An 18,023-nucleotide genomic window follows, 5' to 3' on the forward strand; every position below is an offset into this window, starting at 1 on the left:
CCCGCCGTGTCATCGCGACCAGCCGGCATCCGGCGCGGCGAGGCCGTCACCGGCTGGCTCTTCACGCTCCCGGTGCTGCTGATCCTGGGCGTGTTCCTGCTGGTCCCCGTCCTGATGGCCCTGTGGGTCAGCTTCTCGGACTGGTCCGGGCGGGGCAGCCCGCTGTCGTCCGACGTCGGATTCGTGGGGCTGGACAACTACGCCGCCGTCACCACCAGCGGCTCCCTGGCCGAGCGCGACTTCGGCATCGCGCTGCGCAACAACGCCTGGTACGTGCTCCTGGTCGTGCCGCTGCAGACCGCCCTGGCGCTGTTCCTCGCGGTGCTCGTCAACCGTGCGGTGCTGCGCGGCCGCGGTGTTTTCCGCACGGCGTTCTACTTCCCGTCGGTCACCAGCTCGGTGGCGATCACGGTGCTGTGGCTGTTCCTGTTCTCGACGTCGGGCGTGGTCAACACGATCCTCGCGCGCGTCGGCGTCGCCGGGCCCAACTGGTTCAACGAGCCGAGCGGTGTGCTGCACAACCTGCTGGGCGCGCTGGGCGTCCGGTCGGGCCCCGAGGCCCTGACGGGGCACGGCTTTCTCGGGGTGACGTGGTGGGACTGGCTGGCCGGACCCTCGGTGGCCATGTCGGCGTTCGTGATCATGGCGATCTTCACGACCAGCGGCACGTTCATGCTGCTGTTCATCGCGGGCCTGCAGAACCTCGGCCCCGACATCGACGAGGCCGCCATGATGGACGGCGCCAACGCCTGGCAGCGGTTCTGGCGCATCACGCTCCCCCAGCTGCGGCCCACGCTGTTCACGGTGCTGACCCTCGGCCTCATCGGCTGCTGGCAGGTGTTCGACCAGATCTACACGGGCACCCAGGGCGGGCCCGGCAAGACGACGCTGACGCCCGCCTACCTCAGCTACCAGTCGGCGTTCCTGTCCCAGGACTGGGGCCAGGGCGCGGCGATCGCGTTCATCCTGTTCGTCATCATCGTGCTGCTCACGATCCTGCAGCGCTGGATCCTTCGGGAGCGGCGATGAACCGGACCACCCGCCGGCTGCCGCGCAAGGCGCTCGCCTGGCAGGTCGCCCTCTACGGGCTGCTGATCCTCCTGGCACTCGTCTACGTGTACCCGTTCCTGGTCCAGCTCGCGACGTCGGTCAAGACCGAGGCCGACGCCGCCGCCGACCCCGTCTCGCTGGCCCCCGACCCCCTGACCTGGGCCGCCTACGGGCGACTGTTCCTCCGGTCGGACTTTCCTGTGTGGTTCGCCAACTCCGCGATCGTGACGGTGCTCGTGACCGCCGGGCGCGTCTTCTTCGACTCGCTGGCTGGCTACGCGCTGGCCCGGCTGCGGTTCCGCGGGCGCGGCGTCGTCTACGCGGCGCTGGTGGCGGTCATGGCCGTGCCGACCGTCGTGCTGCTGATCCCCAAGTTCCTCGTGATCAACCAGCTCGGCATCTACGACTCCTATGCGGGCATGGTGCTGCCGCTCCTCGTCGACGCGGCGGGCGTGTTCATCATGAAGAACTTCTTCGAGTCGATCCCCGCGTCGGTGGAGGAGCAGGCGCGCATCGACGGGGCCGGACCGTTCCGGATCTTCTGGTCCGTGGTGCTGCCCATGGCGCGGCCGGCGCTCGTCACCATCGTGATCCTGTCGTTCCAGGGGTCGTGGAACGAGCTGAGCCACTTCATCGTCTCCGCGCAGTCCCCCGACCTGACGACGCTCACCAAGGGCGTCGCGTCGCTGGCGAGCGGACAGCTCAGCCAGGGCAGCCAGTACCCGATCAAGCTCGCCGCCGCGGCGCTCATGACCGTCCCCGTGGCGCTCGTGTTCTTCGTGTTCCAGCGACGCATCATGAACACCAGCGAAGGAGCCGTCAAAGAGTGACCCCCTCCCCCAAGCGCACTACGCCGCCGCAGCCGGTGCAGCCGCTGCTCAGCGACTCCGTCATCGCCCTGCGCGCCCCGACCCAGGTGTGGTCCGGCCGCGACGGCGACCTCGGCGGCGCGCCGATCGACGGCGTCTATCACGGCGACGTCCGGCACGTGCGCGAGCTGACCCTGGAGTGCGCCGAGTCGGCGGTGGAGTACATCTCCGTCGCCCCGGAGGGCGCCTCGCACGTCGTGTTCGGCGGCCTCCTGCGCGGGGCAGACGACGTCGAGCCCGACCCCAAGGTCCGCCTGATCCGCGACCGCCGCGTCGCCGACGGCTCGCTGGCCGAGACCTGTACCGTGCGCTCGCACCTGCCCGAGGCCATCCGGGTGACGCTGCGCCTGCGGCTGCGCCCCGACTTCGTGCCCCTGCAGGTGGTCCGGGCGGGCCTCACGGACTCCGGTCGCCTTGACCCCGGTCTCACCGTCAGCGTTACGCCGGGCTCCGCGACCGCGCGTTCCGGCAGCAGCTCGTTCACCCTGACGGCCGCGGGCGCCACGGTGACCGCGAGCGCCTACGGCGAGATAGAGGCGATCTGGCCGCTCGACGTCCCGGCCCGTGGCGAGACGACGGCCGCCTGGTCCCTCGCCCTGCACGACGACGCCCTCGTCGTCCGCGGCGCACGCGGCACCTGGCCCGCGGACGTCGACACAGCGCGTGTCCCTGACGGCGCCGACCCCCGCCTCGCCCGCTGGCTCGACACTGCACTCGACGACCTCGACGCCCTACGGCTCACCCTCCCCGGTCACCAGGACGAGTTCTTCGCCGCCGGCGCGCCCTGGTTCTTCACGCTGTTCGGCCGCGACGCCCTGTGGGCGGCCCGACTCGCGCTCCCGCTCGACAGCCGCATCGCGGCCTCCACCCTGCGTGTCCTGGCACGGTTGCAGGGCACCGCCGACGACGTCGCCACCGCGCAGGAACCCGGCAAGATCCTCCACGAGCTGCGCGCGACGCCGCTCGAGATCCCGCGGGAGGGCGTCGTCCTGCCGCCGCTGTACTACGGCAGCGTCGACTCCACGCCGCTGTGGGTCTGCCTCCTCGCGGAAGCCTGGCGCGCCGGGATGCCCGACGACGAGGTCGCCGCCCTGCTGCCCGCCCTCCGGGGCGCCCTGACGTGGCTGCTGGTGCACGGCGACAGCGACGGCGACGGTTTCCTCGACTACGTGGACCGCACCGGGCGGGGACTGGCGAACCAGGGCTGGAAGGACTCCGGCGACTCCATCCAGTGGCGCGACGGCACGCTCGCCGAGGGGCCGATCGCGCTCTGCGAGGTCCAGGGATACGCCTACGAGGCAGCGCTCGCAGGCGCTGACCTGCTCGACGCGTTCGACCCGGCGTCGGGCACAGCGGCGTCGGACACCAAAAGCGACCCCCTGCACCCAGCCGCCCTGCGGGCCTGGGCCGCGGACCTGCGGGCGCGGTTTGCCGAGGCGTACTGGGTCGAGACGCCGGAGGGGCGGTACCCGGCCGTTGCGCTGGACCGGCACAAGCGCCCGGTCGACACGCTCACGAGCAATATCGGGCACCTGCTCGGCACGGGCATCCTCGACGCGACGGAGGAGCAGCACGTCGCCGAGCTGCTGCTCGGCCCGACGATGTCGAGCGGGTTCGGCATCCGCACCATGTCGACAGGCGCGGCGGGCTACTGGCCGCTGTCGTACCACGGGGGCAGCGTCTGGACGCACGACACCGCCATCGCGGTGCACGGTATGCACCGGGCGGGGCTGACGGAGCAGGCCGGACGCACCGTCGAGGGGCTGCTCGCGGCCGCCGAGGGCTTCGCCTACCGCGTCCCCGAGCTGCACTCGGGCGATCCCGCCACCGGCGCCGGCGTCCCCGCGCCCTACCCGGCGGCCTGCCGGCCGCAGGCCTGGTCGGCGGCAGCGGCGATCACCTGCCTGGCAGCTGCCCGGAGCGAGCACCCGGCGTTCCCTGAGTCCTAGACTTTCCACGCCGCGAGGTCCAGGTTGCCTGGCGGGAAGGCTGGCAGGAAAGATTGCCGGGCGAAGACGCCGGCACGACGTGAGGACCGGGACGATGAGCGACACCACCAGCGAGACGACGAGCAGCGGCTGCACGCACCTGGACCAGGTCGCCGTGCTCGAACCCGAGAACCGCGAGGCCTGCGCCGAGTGCGTCGCCGTCGGCGGGAGCTGGGTGCACCTGCGCAGCTGTCTCGTGTGCGGGGAGGTCGGCTGCTGCGACAGCTCCCCGTCCAAGCACGCGACGGCGCACTATCTGGCCACCGGCCACCCGGTGATGCGATCGGTCGAGCCGGGCGAGACCTGGGGCTGGTGCTACGAGGACGAGGTCACGCTGCGGACCGCGGAGCTCCACGGATGACCATCGCCCCACCGCCGGAGCGGTCGAGCGAGCGCCTCATCGCGTTCCTCGACGCCGCGATCGCCATCGCGCTGACGCTGCTCATCCTGCCGCTCATGGAGAGTGTGTCCGAGGCGACCACCGAGGAGCAGACCGTCGTCGAGTACGTCGACGAGCACGGCTGGCAGCTGCTGGCCTTCACGATCAGCTTCATGATCATCTCGATGTTCTGGCGCCTGCACCACGCCATCCTGCTGCCGGACACTCCCACGAGCCGGGCGCGTACGACCGTGCAGTTCGCGTGGCTGTTCACGATCACGCTGATGCCGGTCGTCACGGCGCTCACGGGCGGCCTGGAGACCGACCGGCCGCTCGTCGCGTCCTACGTCGGTACGCTCGCGGTCAGCGCCTGGCTGCTGTTCGCGATCGCCGTCGTCGAACGGCGTACCCGCACGGCCGCCGGGCTGCCCGTCGACACGACGAACGGGGCGACGCCGCTGGCCATGGCGCTGCTCTTTACGCTCACCCTGCTGCTCGCGCTGCTGGTGCCCTCGTACTACTGGCTGCTGCTCATGACGCTCAGCAGTCCCCTGCGTATCGGCCTCACCCGCCTCTCGGCCCGATCGGCCAGGTAGATCAGGTCGGCCAGGTAGATCAGGTCGGCCAGGTAGATCAGGTCGGCCAGGTTCGACGCCGCGGTCGCCGCGGGCGCCACCGTCCTCAAGCCGGTGGTCAAGTCCATGTGGGGCCACGGCGGTGTGGTCCAGGCACCGGACGGCGCCATCTGGAAGCTCGCGACATCCGCCAAGAAGGACTCGGAACCGGTCTCCCGGAAGGTGGACAGCATCGTGCTCCTGGTCGGCGCCGACGACGTGTCGGCGACCAAGAAGTTCTACGTGGAGCGCGGCCTGAAGGTGGGCAAGAGCTTCGGCTCCTACGTCGACTTCGACATGGGCTCCAGCCCGATCGGGTTCGGCCTGTACAAGCACCGCGCGCTCGCCAAGGACGCCGGCGTCCCGCCGGAGGGCACGGGTTCCCACCGCCTCGCGGTGCACAGCGACCTCGGCCAGTTCACGGACCCGGACGGGTTCGCGTGGGAGCCGACGCGTCAGTAGCCGCTGTCAGTAGCTGTTGGGCGCCTGGACCGACTGCCAGTGCCAGGGCTCCGGGTTGCGCCCGTCCGGCTCCGCGAAGGGCGGGTGCACCCAGCCGTGGCCCTCGGCGTTGGCCTTGAGCCAGTCGTACTCGGCCGACCCGAACGACTCCACACCACCGCCGATGTCGATCGCCAGCCCCGTGCCGTGGTTGGAGCAGCCGGGCGGGGCGGCAGTGTCGGACGACGGGTCGTACAGCGCCTCCTGCTCCTCGTAGCTGCGGTAGGCGGAGTTGATGATCATGTTCGCGCCGAACTGGGCCGCGTACGCGTCGTTCAGCGCGACCAGCCCGTCGACGACGTCCGCGCGGACCGAGTGCTCAGGCGCGAACGGGATCGCTGCCAGCTCGGAGGAGTCCAGGTGGCCGTTCTCGGCCGACCACACCTGGTCGGCCTCGGGGCAGGTGCCGGCCGTGGCGTCCGGGGCGGGGGTGCTCGTGCCGTCGTCGGCGGTGGCCGTCGGTGCGACGCCCATCTCGCCCGTCGCGGCGTCCGAGCCGGCGTCGCCCGTGAACGCGCCGGGCGAGCCGGGCGCGCTGGCACCCGTACCCGGGACGTTCCCCGCTAGCTCGTCGGTGCCCGCCGGGTCCTGCGGATCGGTGCGTGCCCCGGAATCCCCTGGAGCCGAACCGCCCGCGCCCGCCCCGCTGCCCTGGGCCCCGGAGCCTCCGGCAGCTGCCTCGCCGCCGCCGACCACCGCCGACGACGCCGCTACCTCGGCGCCCGGCTGGAAGGGCCCGAGCAGGTACGCGGCGCCGGTCGCCACTGCTACCACCGCGACCATGGCCAGGACGTCGATCGTCCGCCGCCGGCGCAGAACTTTTCGCTCCGACAACCGGGCGTGCCGGGGCGGAGGTTCCGGCCAGATGTGTGTCTCGGTCAGCACCGACGAAATGTATGCCGCAAATCGCCGTTCCGCAGGACGGGGAGCGGATAACGGGTGGGTGCTGTCAGCCCTCGCCCGGCAGCACGGCCCCGGCGTCAGTCCTCGACGGTCCCGCCGCGCGCTGCTGCCGTCGAGCTTTCGCTGCGCTGGGTGTCGGCGCACCAGCTCGCCAGGAGGCGGATCGCGTCGGCCTCAGGGCTGCCGGGATTGGGCGTGTAGACGGTGAGCAGCTGGCCGGAGTGGGCCTCGACGCGGAAGGTCTCGTAGGGCAGCCTGACCTCGCCGATGAGCGGGTGCCGAAAGCTCTTCGAGCCCGCGCGTTGGGTTCGCACGTCGTTGGTCGCCCAGCGCGTCCGGAACTCGGTGCTGCGGGCGGTGAGCTGCTCGATCAGCTCGGTCAGCTCGTGATCGTCGGGATTGCGGCCGATCTCGGTCCGCAGCATCGCCACGACGTCCCCGGTGATCAGGTCCCACTCGGGGTACAGGTCCTTGGCCCTGGGCTCGTCGAGGAACATGAACCGGGCGCTGTTCGGCCGTCCGGGCATGTCGAACACCGGCGCGAGGAGCGCGCGCCCCAGCGCATTGACCGCGAGGATGTCGAACCGGCCGTTGAAGACGATCGCCGGCAGGTGGTCCAGGGAGTCCAGCAGCACCCGCATCCCGGGGGTGACCTGGTCCTTTGCCGCACCACGGCTGCGTCTGCGGGCCGCGGGCGTCAGGGCTGCGAGCAGCCGGTCGAGGTGAGCGCGCTCGTCGTCCTCCAGGCGCAGTGCGTCGGCAACGGCCTCGACGACCCCGGCGGAGGGCCCGGTCGCGTGGCCGCGTTCGAGCCGCACGTAGTACTCCGGGCTGACCCCGGCGAGCAGCGCGACCTCTTCCCGGCGCAGACCCTTCACCCGACGGCGGGCGCCGTGGGCCGGCAGGCCGACATCGGCGGGTGTCACCCGGGCGCGGCGAGTAGTGAGGAACTCGCGCACCGCTGCCCGTGCGGCCTCCTTCTCATCCATGAAACCGAGGATAGGCCGGTCGGGAGCGCCGCCCATCCGGGAAGGGGTCACTGTGAGTACCCCTTTTCGCAGGGGCTGCCCGGGGGTGATGAACGGATGTTGGCTGAGCGAAGGCGGGATCGAGACCGCCTTCGCCTCCAAGGAGAACCGTCATGTCTGCAGAAACATCATTGTCCGAGCAGAGCCGCGCAGTCGTACTGGGCATGTTCGAGGCCGCGAACAGGGGCGACGTCGATGGCGTCTTCTCCTTCCTGTCCGACGACGAGTTCGCGTGCATCGAGCCGTCGTTCATGCCCTTCGGAGGGACCTGGAGCGGCAAGGACGGGTTCCTCGAGCTCGCCGGGCACCTGCCGAACTACCTCGACAGCAGCGAGATCACGGTGCACTACACCCTCGCCGACGGCGAGCGCGTCGCGGCGGTCGTGGGCATCAAGGACGTCGCGACCGGAGAGCTGCTCCACTTCCTCGAACACTTCACCGTCAAGGACGGCAAGATCGTCGAGAACCGCGTGTTCTACAACGACGCGGGCACTCTGGCCGACCAGCCCAAGATCGCGTAGCGCGCCCCGCAGCGCACGCACCACGGCCCAACTCATCGTTCCAGAGAAGAGAAGAACCATGTCCGAAGAAAAGTCACTGACCGAGCAGCACCGCGCGATCGTCGAAGACCTGTACGCAGCGGCGAACAGGGGCGACCTCGAGGGAGCCTTCGCCAACCTCGCCGAGGACTTCATCCTCGACGAGCCGACCTTCCTGCCCTTCGGGAAGGTCTACCACGGCCTCGGCGAGTTCCGGGACCTCGCCCCGGTCCTGTCGAACTACCTCGCCGTCGACGAGATCGTGGTGCACTACACGATCGCTGACGGCGACCGTGTCGCGGCGATCGTGGGCATCCCGGACCGCGCGACCGGAAAGCTGACCCACCTCATCGAGCTGTACACGTTCAAGGACGGCAAGATCGTCCAGAACCAGCTCTTCTATCACGACGCCGGCACCCTGACCGACCTGCCCAAGGTCGTGTAACGCAACCATGAGCACAAAACGAGCGGTCCACCACTGGATCGACGGCGCCGAGGTCGCCGGCGACGCGACCGAGCGCATCGACGTCGTGAACCCGGCCACCTCCGCCGTGATCGGCGACCTGCCGGCCGGCACCGCGGCCGACGTCGATCGGGCTGTCGCCGCCGCGCGGCGAGCGCTGCCGCAGTGGTCGGCGGTGCCGGTCAGCGAGCGGGCCGCCGCCCTCGGCAGGATCGCCGACGGTCTCCTTGCCCGCATCGATGACATCGGTGCCACCGTGTCCTCGGAGATGGGCGCGCCGGTCGAGTACGCCAAGGCCGCGCAGGCCGAGGTTCCCGCGCAGATAGTGCGGAACTTCGCGGCGCTGGCCGGCGAGTTCGCCTGGGAGGAGGAGCTGGGGAACGCTCTGGTCGTGCGCGAGCCGGTCGGTGTCGTCGGCGCGATCACGCCGTGGAACGCCCCGCTCTACCAGACGGTCGCGAAGGTAGCGCCGGCCCTGCTTGCGGGCAACACGATGGTGTTCAAGCCGAGCGTCCTCACGGGGCTCACCGGTGACCTGTTCGCCCAGATCACCGCAGCCGCGGGAATCCCGGCGGGCGTCTTCAACATCGTGCACGGCGCCGGGAGCGTGATCGGCGATGCGATCTCCAACCATGCGGACATCGACATGGTGTCGTTCACCGGATCCACCGGCGCCGGCAAGCAGGTGTCGATCGCGGCTACCGGCACCGTCAAGCGGGTGGCGCTGGAGCTGGGCGGCAAGTCCGCCAACATCATCCTCGAAGACGCCGACCTGCAGAAGGCCGTCGCTATCGGCATGGAGTACGCCTGGGTGAACGGCGGCCAGACCTGCGCCGCGTGGACGCGGATGCTGGTGCCGGCCAGCCGTCACGACGAGATCGTCGAGCTCGCCGTCGCCGCCGCCCGCTCCTTCACGGTGGGCGACCCGGCCGACCCGGCCACCCGGATCGGCCCGATGTGCTCGACCAAGCAGCAGCGCCGGGTAGCCGGCTACATCGAGCGCGGGATCGCCGACGGGGCCACCGTCGCGTTCGGCGGCGCAGGCCCGGTCGAGGGCTTGGCCGAGAACGTGGCGGGAGGCGCCTACGTCCGTCCGACGATCTTCGCGAACGTCAAGCCGGACGCCGTCATCGCCCAGGAGGAGATCTTCGGCCCAGTGCTGTCGATCATTCCCTACGCCGACGAGGAGGAGGCCGTCGCCATCGCCAACAACTCCATCTTCGGCCTGGGCGGCGCTGTGTTCGGCGAGCCGGACCATGCGCTGGCCGTGGCCAGGCGCATGCGCACCGGCCAGGTCATCGTCAACGGCGGGGAGTACAACCTGGCCGCCCCGTTCGGCGGGTACAAGCAGAGCGGTAACGGCCGGGAGCTGGGCAGGCCTGGGCTGGAGGAGTTCCTCGAGGTCAAGTCGATCCATCGATAGGCCCTCGTCGCACAACTGACCTCCACACAGTTCAAATTCGCACAACTCCCACCGCACAACTCCCACCGCACCACACTGTCCGGAACATACTGTCCCGAACAGCATCCGAGCTCCCCGGAGGTTCTTATGAGCGTGACCAACGTTGTTCTCGTGCACGGCGGATTTGCCGACGGTTCCGGCTGGCAGGGCGTCTACGACCTGCTGACCGCCGACGGCTTCCGAGTCAGCGTCGTGCAGCACGCCACGTTCTCGCTCGCCGGTGACGTCGAGGCAACCCACCGGGTCCTCGACGCCCAGGACGGCCCCACGATCCTGGTCGGGCACTCGTACGGCGGAGTCGTCGTCACCGAGTCCGGCACCCACGACAGCGTGGCGGGTGTGGTGTACATCGCCGCGTTCGCCCCGGACAAGGGCGAGTCGGTGAGCACGCTCATCGCCGACCCGCCGCCCGGCGCACCGGTGCCGCCGATCCTGCCGCCCGTCGACGGCTTCCTGCTGCTCGACCGTGAGCAGTTCGCCGCGTCGTTCGCCGCCGACCTGCCCGCGAACCAGTCGGCGTTCATGGCCGACTCCCAGCTCCCGTGGGGCGTCGAGGCACTCGACGGCACCGTCACCGCACCCGCGTGGCAGACCAAGCCGAGCTGGTACCTGGTCGCCGCCGACGACCACATGATCCCGCCGCCCGCCCAGCGGTTCATGGCCGAACGTGCGGGTGCAACCACTGTCGAGTCCCCCGGCAGCCACGCCGTGTACGTCTCGCAGCCGGCCGTCGTCGCCGACCTGATCAAGCAGGCCGCCCAAGCGGTCAGCTGACCGAACCGCCCGCAGCAACGACGAGAGCCCGGCCAGTGGCCGGGCTCTCGTCGTTCGGAGCAGGAGACTCCTAATCTCTTGGTCACCCTCTGGGGCGTGGATGGCAGCCGTACTCTCTATCCGTGGAGACGGAAGCTGCGTCATCAGTGCCCTGGGAACTTGTCGGAACGGCGTTGACCTCACTACTCGGTGTGATCGGTCTCTGGCTGGGCCGTACAGGGCGATCCCACGTGCGCGACGAGGTCGAGCAGGACCAGAGGATCCTCGCGAATCTGCCCGAGCATTCGAGCATGCGAGCGACCCTGCAGAAGTCGATCGATGCCAGGGTTCGCCAGATCGCGGGGTCGGTCGACAAGGCAAGTGAGGCGCGCCGCAATCCGTTCGGGGTGGGCTTGGCGATGTTCTTTCTCATCCTCGCCACCAGCTTTGGTTGGTGGGCCATGGCGAGTACCTGGGTGCTATGGGCGCCGGCTGCGTTCTTCGGGTTTGTAGGCCTGATTGGCCTGTACCGGGACGGCAGGAAGGTGCCGCGCGACGCAGCGGGCAACGAGATCGAGAAGCCCAGCACCTGACGTCAGGCCGCCGGCGATTGGCCGTCTCATCTCAGTGCTGGGCGATGACGTGGACGTCGCAGCGGGCCGCGCCAGAGCGAGCGATACGGGCGTCGGCGGTCACGAGCGTCAGGCCGTGGGACTCTGCGGCGGCGACATAGGCAGCGTCGTAGGCGCTCAGCGATGACCGCAACTCCCACATGCGGGGAATGGCACCCCGGCACAGCTCAGGAAGCGAGGATGCGCAGGCCCTCATATGAGGGCAGTCCCGGCTCGGCGGTCAGCACCATGAGGCGCTGCCCGCTGCCGTCGGGACTGTCCCAGACGTCGCAGTCGAGCACGAGCGCACCCGCTACCGGGTGGAGGTAGTGCTTGGTGCCGTTGCTGGCGCTCGCCGCGTGATGTGATGCCCACCAGGTTCGGAAGTCGGCGTCCTTGACCGACAGCTCACCGACGAGCACGGCCAGCTCAGGGTCGCCGGGATCGCGGGCCGCCTCCATCCGCAACGAGGCGACGGCGGAGCGAGCCGCGTCCGCCCAGTCGACATGCAGGCTGCGCATCGCCGGATCCGTGAACAGCAGCCGCACATAGTTGCGGTGGCCCGCCGGGATGCTGCCGAAGTCGGTGAACAGCGCGGCCGCACCAGCGTTCCAAGCCAGGACGTCCATGCGGCGTCCGAGGACTATCGCCGGGGTGTCGGTGAGCTGGTCGAGCAGGCGTTGCATAGCCGGACGCACCCGCTGTGCCGGACGCCGGCGCGACCGGACGGGTGTCTTGCCGGCCAGCTCGTACAGGTAGGTCTGCTGGTCGTCGTCGAGGCGCAGCGCCCTGATGAGCGTCACGAGTACCGCGGCCGACGCCTGCACCCGGCCCTGCTCGAGCCGGGTCAGGTAGTCGACGCTGATCGCCGCCAGCTGGGCGACCTCCTCCCGACGCAGCCCGGCGACCTTGCGGCGGCGTCCGCCGGTGTCCACCAGCCCGACCTGGTGCGGCGTCAGCTCCGCACGGCGGGCCTTGAGGAAGTCGCCGAGCTCGTTCGTCCGGCGGTCGGTAGCGGTCATGTCGTCCATTGTCTGCCTGCGCCGCGCGCCGTGGGAGGGCAGGATCCTTCCCCGGCAAGAACCCGGCTCTGTTGCCCCCCGACGAAGGGACGGAGCCTGGGGTCATGAAGACATCAGTGACCTTCGACAGCGCCGGCCTCAAGCTCGCCGGCGAGCTCTACACCCCGACAGACGGTGAAGTCGGGCCGCGCCCGGCCGTCGTCGTCGGACATCCCGCCAGCGGCGTCAAGGAGCAGGCCGCGGGACTCTACGCCCAGCGCCTGGCCGACGCCGGGTTCGTCGCCCTCGCCTTCGACGCCGCCTACCAGGGCGAGAGCGAGGGCAGCCCGCGCGGGCTGGAGGACCCAGCCCACCGCATCGAGGACCTCAAGGCCGCCGTGTCGTTCCTGACCACCCGGGAGGAGGTCGACGCGGACCGGATCGGCGCGCTCGGCATCTGTGCCTCCGGTGGTTACGTGATCCCCGCGGCCGCGACCGATCACCGCATCAAGGCCGTCGCGACCGTCAGCGCCGCCGACATCGGCCGCCAGTTCCGCGAGGGCGCCGACGGCACGCAGGACCACGCCGTAATCCAGGGAATGCTCGATGCGGCCGCGACGGCCCGTACTGCCGAAGCTCGCGGCGAAGGCATGAGCTCGTTCCAGATCTTCCCCGACACCGCCGAGCAGGCCCGCGCGGCAGGGGGCCAGCACGGTTTCGAGGGCTTCGAGTACTACTGCACCGGCCGCGCGCAGCACCCGCGCTCCGCGAAGACCTTCACGTGGAACAGCATCGACCGCATCGTGTCCTTCGACCCGTTCCGCTTCATCAGCCTGATCGCGCCCCGCCCCCTGCTGATGGTCGTCGGCACCGAAGCGGTGACCAAGCACATGACCACCGAGGCCTTCGCCGACGCGCACCAGCCCAAGCAGATCGAGTGGATCGACGGCGCCAGCCACGTCGACCTCTACGACAAGGACGAGTACGTCACCCCCGCCGTCGAGAAGATCACCGAGCTCTTTCGCACGGCACTAGCACTGCGCTCCGCGTGACCGAAGCGTCCGCTGGTCGCGTCTGAGGTTCTGTCAGGGACACTGGAGCACAGCAATGTCTGCCGAGTGAGGAGTATTAGGTGCCCCAGGGAACTGTCCGATGGTTCGACGCCGACCGAGGTTTCGGCTTCATCGACCTCGGGAACGAGGCCGAGGACCTGTTCGTGCACGCGTCCGAGATCGTCGGCGACGACGGACCGAAGCTTCTCCGCGAGGGGCAGGCCGTCGAGTTCGAGGTGGGCGAGGGCGAGCGTGGCCCGCAGGCACGCCGCGTCCGGGTCACGGGCGACCGGGCCGCCGACGCGCCCGTGGGCGTGCTCGGCACCGTCACCTGGTACGAGCCGGCCAAGGGATACGGCTTCGTCACGCCCGACGACGGTCGCGCCGAGATCTTTGTGCACAGCTCGGCCATCGTCGGGGGCAGCGTGATCTCGGAGGGGCAGCGGGTGGCGTTCCTCGTCGTGGACGGGGAGAAGGGGCCGCAGGCGGACCACCTGCTACCGCTCGGGGCGGAGGCCGCACAGTCGGCATCCGACGGTGCGGACGGCACGGTCTCCTGGTACGACGACACCAAGGGCTTCGGGTTCGTCGCCCGCGACTCGGGCGGCGAGGACGTCTTCGTCCACGTCAATGCGCTCGGGCGGGGTTTGACCGAGCTCTCCGAGGGTGCACGCGTGACGTTTGACGTCGTCGACGGCGACAAGGGGCCCAATGCCCGCAACGTGCAGCTCGTGCGCGGCTCCGGGAGTGCGCGCGCGACCACGGACCGCGGTCGGTCGAGCCGGCCCGCTGCATCGGGCGGGCCTGTGCGCGGAGGTGAGGGCACCGTCGCGCGCTACGACGCGGACCGCGGTTTCGGCTTCATCACCCCCGACGCCGGGGGCGTGGACCTGTTCGTGCACGTGTCGGTCGTGCATGGCGTCGAGGCCCTGGAGGAGGGCGACCGGGTCCGCTTCAAGGTGCGTCAGAGTGACCGGGGACCGCAGGCCGACAGCGTCGAACTGGTGTGAGCCTGCGAGAGGCAACCTGCCCGATGCTCATGAGGAAGGCGGCGGGAGAGTGGCTCCGATCAGTGAGATCCGCGGGCTGCTGATCGCCGATCGCGAGCGCACGGCCGACCTGATCTCCTCTCTCTCCGGCAACATCGCCTCGATGGTGGAGGCATCGCAGCTCACCACGGCCGACGACGAGCACGACCCCGAAGGGTCGACGATCGCCTTCGAGCGCTCACAGGCGAGCACGCTGCTCGCTGCGGCCAGAAACCACCTGGCCGATGTAAACGCAGCGCTCGCGCGGATAGCTGCCGGCAACTACGGCTACTGCGAGCGCTGTGGACAAGCAATCGCACGTGACCGCCTGCTGGCCCGGCCCACGGCCCGTACCTGCATCGGCTGCGCCGCCGCCGGCTAGCTTCGGCCGCTGGCGGGCGCTCTCATCCCCCTCTCACAAACTTCTCATGCTGGCCTGGAAGTGTGGTCCGCCAGACCGACGGAAGGAACGGACCGCATGTCCAAGCTCTCCAACATGATCGGCCTCGCCAAGAAGGTGCTCGACTCCCAGACCGGGCAGCAACAGCAAGGGACGCCGCAGGGCGGTTCAACGGGCCAGAGGTCCTGGCAGTCCACGCTTCAGGACGTCGCCGCCGCGGTGGGCGGGCGCAACCAGGCCACGCAGGCACCGAGCCATGCGCCCGCATCGCATGGGTACCCGGCGCAAGGCCGGCCGGCCGCCCCGGCGTCCACTGATGCCGACCGGCAGGCCATCGCCCGCTACGACTACCTCATGCAGACCGCCGAGCCGCAGCAGATCGAGCAGATCCACGCCGAGTCGTTCGCGCGGCTGACGCCGGCGCAGCGCGAGGCGGTGTTGCACCGTATGCAGTCGGAGCTGCCGCCGCACGAGCAGCCCCGCTCGGCCGACGTCGCCGACCTGTCCCGGGCAGCGGCACGCACGGAGGCCCGCCAGCCGGGCACCATGCGGTCGATGCTCGCCAAGGTGGGCACGGGCGGAGCCATCGCCGGAGTTGCCGTCGGCGCGGTGGGCATCCTGGGCGCGGTCGCGGCCGGCGCCGTGGTGAGCAGCGTGGCCGGCCCGCTCCTGGAGAACGCGGCGAACCTCGGGGTCGACTTCGAGTCGCTCGCGTCGGGCGTCGACGTCGAAGGGCTCACATCCTCGGTCGGTGACCTCGGCACCGGCGCTCTCGGCGAGGCCACCGCGGGCGTCGAGGATCTTGCAGGTTCGGCCGAGGGTGCCGTCTCCGGGCTCGGGGACCAGGTCTCCGGAGCAGGCCAGTCGCTCTCCGACCTCGCCCAGGGATTCGACCCGCGCGACCTGTTCTGACCAGGCCGGTTCTGAGCAGGGCGATTGAGCGAGCAAGGTCAGCTGAGCCGGTAGCGCCTCTCGGGCCGCCCCGCCGTGCCGTAGTTCAGGCGCACGGCGGCGCGGCCCGTCGTCGCGAAGTGCTCCAGGTAGCGGCGCGCGCTCACCCGGCTGACGCCGATGGCGTCCGCGCACTCGGTGGCGCTGACCTCGCCGCCGTGCGCGAGCGCGGCCAGCACGGCGTCGGCCGTCTCCGGGCTGAGCCCCTTGGGCAGCGGGGCGCGCGGTGCGCCCTGCGGTGACCGCGCGAAGACTGCGTCGATGTCGGCCTGGACGTCCTCCTGGTCGGCGTCGGCGCCACCCAGACCGGCGAGGGCCTGCCGCGTGCGGAGGAACTCCGCCAGCCGCGCGGCCAGGTCCTCCGACGCGAACGGTTTGACCAGATAGTGCGCCGCTCCGCCTGCGGCGGCGGCGCGGACGGTGTCGGCCTCCCTGGCCGCGGTGATGATGACGACGCCGACGTCATGCCCCGCCGCCCGTAGCCGGCGCAGCACCTCGATGCCGCTCACGTCGGGCAGGTGCACGTCCAGCAGCACCAGGTCGGGTCGCAGCCGGTCGACGGCGGCGAGCGCGTCGGCGCCGGTGTGAGCCTCGCCGACCACGCGAAACCCCGGCACCCGCTCCACGAAGCGTCGGTGGATCGAGGCGACCATGAAGTCGTCGTCCACCACGAGTACGTCCACGCTCACTGCGGTCGGACCTCCTCGTCCGTCATGATCTCGTCCACCACGATCGCCTGCGGCAGCCTGGCGGTGAACGCCGCGCCGCCCAGCGACTCATCATCTCGCACCTCGATGCCGCCCCCGCGGTGCTGCGTCAGCACGTGCACTAGGGCGAGCCCGACGCCGCGGCCGGCCGCCCCAGCGGGCTTGGTGCTCCAGCCGCGCCGGAAGATCGTGTCCACCTGCTCGGGCGCCACCCCGGGGCCGCTGTCGGCGACCTCGACGACGACGTCGTGCCGCACCCCGGAGACCGCGAGCCGCACCCGCACCCGCGCCGGGCGGACACCGCCATCGTCGGACGCTGCCGACCCGGCAGCAGACCCAGCCACAGACCCGGCAGAAGACGCCGCCGCGTCGACCGCGTTGTCGACCAGGTTGCCGAGCACGGTGCCGACGTCGGCGGACAGGTCCGGGTCGAGGCGCGGCAGCGAGCTGCCCGGGTCGACGACAAGCTCCACGTGCCGCTCGTCCGCGAGGGTCGCCTTGGCGATGAGCAGCGCCGCTACCGCCGGGTCGGCGACCCGCGCCGTGACGACGTCGCTGAGGTCCGCACGCCGCCGCGTGAGCCGGTCTACGAACCGGCCCACCTCGTCGTACTCCCCCAGCTCGATGAGCCCGGAGACGGTGTGCAGCTGGTTGCTGAACTCGTGGGTCTGCGCGCGCAGCGTCTCGGTGACGCTCTCGCGCGCGTGCAGCTCGCTCTGCAGCGCCAACAGCTCGGTACGGTCGCGCAGCGTGGTCACCGTGCCGGCCGGGCGGCCGTCGTGCAGCACCCGGCGGCGGTTGAGCACCAGCACCGTGACTCCCGCGACGAGCACGGCGTCGTGCACCTCGTCCGTGCCGCGCAGCAGGTCGAGGACGGCGGGGTCGAGCCCCAGGTCCTCCAGCCGGCGGCCGGTGGGGTCGGGGGCGTCGGCGGGCAGGCCCAGCAGCTCGTGAGCGCTGTCGCTCACCAGGCTCACCCGGCCGTCGTCGCCCACGACGACCACGCCCTCGCGGATCGACCGCAGCACCCCCTCCCGGTGGTCCGCGAGCGCCGCGATCTGGGCCGGCTCCAGGCCGCGGGTGCGGCGCTTGACCAGGCGGGCGAGCAGCCAGGATCCGGCGGCCGCGAGCGCGGTGCCGATGCCGAGCACCACGAGCACGTCGCCGCCGGCGCTGGAGAGCCGCTCGGCCAGCGGCGGGTACGGGTCGGCCAGTACGACGACGGCCACCGGCTGCGGGGCGCTCGGCTCGGGCACTGGCTCGCTGGTGCCGTAGACGGGTACCCAGGCCGCGATCGACCTGCCCGCGACGTCCGCGATGTCGCCGCTGCCGGCGCGCGTGGCGGCGTCGTCGGGCAGGTCGAGCTGCTCCCCCGTGCGCGTCGGGTCGGTGGCGACCAGGATGCGCCCGTCGAGGTCGGTGAGGTAGGCGTTGCGCGCGTCGACGTACGCCGCGCGGGACTGGAGGTAGAACACGAGGGCCAGGGTGTCGGGTGCCGCCTCGGAGAGGCTCGCCTGCACGGCCGGGATGCCGGCCAGGCCCTCGGCCGCCACCTCGAGCCGGTCGGCACGGTCGGCGCGGAAAGCGGCGTCGGCCTGCCCCAGGAAGACGACCGCGGCCGCGGCGACGACTACAAGCAGCACGGCGAGCTGGAGCGCCAGCACCTGCCCGCCGAGCGTGAGGTGGCGGGTGGGGCGCATAGTTGGACCGCGTGACCGCAAGTT

Annotated in this window: 21 protein-coding genes; 15 read left to right on the forward strand and 6 right to left on the reverse strand. The window is 70.9% G+C overall.

The genetic code is table 11. From position 1 onward, the window contains the following. Window positions 1-6: 6 nt before the first annotated feature. The 6 genes from AB1046_RS09210 (at window position 7) to AB1046_RS09235 (ending at window position 5,362) form a co-directional block, all read left to right on the forward strand. Entirely contained in the window at window positions 7-1,029 is a 1,023-nt protein-coding gene (locus AB1046_RS09210; protein WP_369374548.1) for a carbohydrate ABC transporter permease, read from the forward strand. Next, the gene (locus AB1046_RS09215) at window positions 1,026-1,880 is read left to right on the forward strand and encodes a carbohydrate ABC transporter permease (RefSeq protein ID WP_369374550.1); all 855 of its coding nucleotides are present in this window, start codon (window positions 1,026-1,028) and stop codon (window positions 1,878-1,880) included. Before AB1046_RS09210 ends, AB1046_RS09215 begins: the two co-directional genes overlap by 4 nt. Then, the gene (locus AB1046_RS09220) at window positions 1,877-3,868 is read left to right on the forward strand and encodes a glycogen debranching N-terminal domain-containing protein (protein ID WP_369374552.1); all 1,992 of its coding nucleotides are present in this window, start codon (window positions 1,877-1,879) and stop codon (window positions 3,866-3,868) included. The genes AB1046_RS09215 and AB1046_RS09220 overlap by 4 nt, the downstream gene beginning before the upstream one ends. Before the next feature lie 94 nt (window positions 3,869-3,962). Beyond that, window positions 3,963-4,268, forward strand: coding sequence for a UBP-type zinc finger domain-containing protein (locus AB1046_RS09225; protein ID WP_369374554.1), 306 nt, complete (start codon window positions 3,963-3,965; stop codon window positions 4,266-4,268). Further along, window positions 4,265-4,882 carry a TMEM175 family protein gene (locus tag AB1046_RS09230; protein WP_369374556.1) on the forward strand — a complete coding sequence of 206 codons (618 nt, stop codon included), beginning with the start codon at window positions 4,265-4,267 and terminating at the stop codon, window positions 4,880-4,882. Before AB1046_RS09225 ends, AB1046_RS09230 begins: the two co-directional genes overlap by 4 nt. A gap of 93 nt (window positions 4,883-4,975) precedes the next feature. Next, window positions 4,976-5,362: a hypothetical protein gene (locus AB1046_RS09235; RefSeq protein WP_369374558.1), complete on the forward strand. Its 387-nt coding sequence runs from the start codon at window positions 4,976-4,978 to the stop codon at window positions 5,360-5,362. A gap of 6 nt (window positions 5,363-5,368) precedes the next feature. Here the strand turns inward: AB1046_RS09235 and AB1046_RS09240 are convergent, their stop codons facing one another. Next, complete coding sequence (locus AB1046_RS09240) at window positions 5,369-6,286, reverse strand: M15 family metallopeptidase (RefSeq protein WP_369374560.1); 918 nt, start codon at window positions 6,284-6,286, stop codon at window positions 5,369-5,371. A gap of 95 nt (window positions 6,287-6,381) precedes the next feature. Beyond that, the gene (locus AB1046_RS09245; RefSeq protein ID WP_369374562.1) at window positions 6,382-7,293 is read right to left on the reverse strand and encodes a helix-turn-helix domain-containing protein; all 912 of its coding nucleotides are present in this window, start codon (window positions 7,291-7,293) and stop codon (window positions 6,382-6,384) included. Between the two features lie 152 nt (window positions 7,294-7,445). Between AB1046_RS09245 and AB1046_RS09250 the strand changes: the two genes are divergently transcribed. From AB1046_RS09250 to AB1046_RS09270, 5 genes are all read left to right on the forward strand, one after another. Beyond that, window positions 7,446-7,853, forward strand: coding sequence for a nuclear transport factor 2 family protein (locus AB1046_RS09250; protein WP_369374564.1), 408 nt, complete (start codon window positions 7,446-7,448; stop codon window positions 7,851-7,853). A 58-nt stretch (window positions 7,854-7,911) separates the two neighbouring features. Continuing rightward, entirely contained in the window at window positions 7,912-8,316 is a 405-nt protein-coding gene (locus tag AB1046_RS09255) for a nuclear transport factor 2 family protein (protein WP_369374566.1), read from the forward strand. Window positions 8,317-8,323: 7 nt separating this feature from the next. Continuing rightward, on the forward strand, window positions 8,324-9,757 hold the full coding sequence (locus AB1046_RS09260) for an aldehyde dehydrogenase family protein (protein WP_369374568.1): 1,434 nt from the start codon (window positions 8,324-8,326) through the stop codon (window positions 9,755-9,757). Between the two features lie 126 nt (window positions 9,758-9,883). Then, window positions 9,884-10,570 (forward strand): alpha/beta fold hydrolase, encoded by a 687-nt coding sequence (locus AB1046_RS09265; protein WP_369374570.1) that lies wholly within the window; start codon window positions 9,884-9,886, stop codon window positions 10,568-10,570. Between the two features lie 122 nt (window positions 10,571-10,692). Then, window positions 10,693-11,142, forward strand: a complete 450-nt coding sequence (locus AB1046_RS09270; protein WP_369374572.1) for a hypothetical protein — start codon at window positions 10,693-10,695, stop codon at window positions 11,140-11,142. 31 nt (window positions 11,143-11,173) lie between these two features. On the opposite strand, the gene AB1046_RS09275 is transcribed toward AB1046_RS09270, so the two are convergent. Continuing rightward, the gene (locus AB1046_RS09275) at window positions 11,174-11,377 is read right to left on the reverse strand and encodes a PIN domain-containing protein (protein ID WP_369374574.1); all 204 of its coding nucleotides are present in this window, start codon (window positions 11,375-11,377) and stop codon (window positions 11,174-11,176) included. After that, window positions 11,349-12,182, reverse strand: coding sequence for a helix-turn-helix domain-containing protein (locus AB1046_RS09280; RefSeq protein WP_369374576.1), 834 nt, complete (start codon window positions 12,180-12,182; stop codon window positions 11,349-11,351). Before AB1046_RS09280 ends, AB1046_RS09275 begins: the two co-directional genes overlap by 29 nt. A 104-nt stretch (window positions 12,183-12,286) precedes the next feature. Between AB1046_RS09280 and AB1046_RS09285 the strand changes: the two genes are divergently transcribed. The 4 genes from AB1046_RS09285 to AB1046_RS09300 all read left to right on the forward strand — a co-directional run bounded on the left by AB1046_RS09285 (window position 12,287) and on the right by AB1046_RS09300 (window position 15,553). After that, window positions 12,287-13,213 carry an alpha/beta hydrolase gene (locus AB1046_RS09285; RefSeq protein WP_369374578.1) on the forward strand — a complete coding sequence of 309 codons (927 nt, stop codon included), beginning with the start codon at window positions 12,287-12,289 and terminating at the stop codon, window positions 13,211-13,213. Window positions 13,214-13,293: 80 nt separating this feature from the next. Further along, complete coding sequence (locus tag AB1046_RS09290; protein WP_369374580.1) at window positions 13,294-14,223, forward strand: cold-shock protein; 930 nt, start codon at window positions 13,294-13,296, stop codon at window positions 14,221-14,223. 49 nt (window positions 14,224-14,272) lie between these two features. Further along, window positions 14,273-14,623, forward strand: coding sequence for a TraR/DksA family transcriptional regulator (locus tag AB1046_RS09295; protein ID WP_369374582.1), 351 nt, complete (start codon window positions 14,273-14,275; stop codon window positions 14,621-14,623). A gap of 96 nt (window positions 14,624-14,719) precedes the next feature. Then, window positions 14,720-15,553 carry a cation-transporting ATPase gene (locus AB1046_RS09300; RefSeq protein WP_369374584.1) on the forward strand — a complete coding sequence of 278 codons (834 nt, stop codon included), beginning with the start codon at window positions 14,720-14,722 and terminating at the stop codon, window positions 15,551-15,553. 38 nt (window positions 15,554-15,591) lie between these two features. On the opposite strand, the gene AB1046_RS09305 is transcribed toward AB1046_RS09300, so the two are convergent. Continuing rightward, entirely contained in the window at window positions 15,592-16,281 is a 690-nt protein-coding gene (locus AB1046_RS09305) for a response regulator (RefSeq protein WP_369374586.1), read from the reverse strand. Next, complete coding sequence (locus tag AB1046_RS09310; RefSeq protein WP_369374587.1) at window positions 16,278-17,999, reverse strand: sensor histidine kinase; 1,722 nt, start codon at window positions 17,997-17,999, stop codon at window positions 16,278-16,280. Before AB1046_RS09310 ends, AB1046_RS09305 begins: the two co-directional genes overlap by 4 nt. Between the last annotated feature and the right edge of the window lie 24 nt (window positions 18,000-18,023).

Origin of the sequence: Promicromonospora sp. Populi (assembly GCF_041081105.1) — a bacterium.
GTDB lineage: Bacteria > Actinomycetota > Actinomycetes > Actinomycetales > Cellulomonadaceae > Promicromonospora.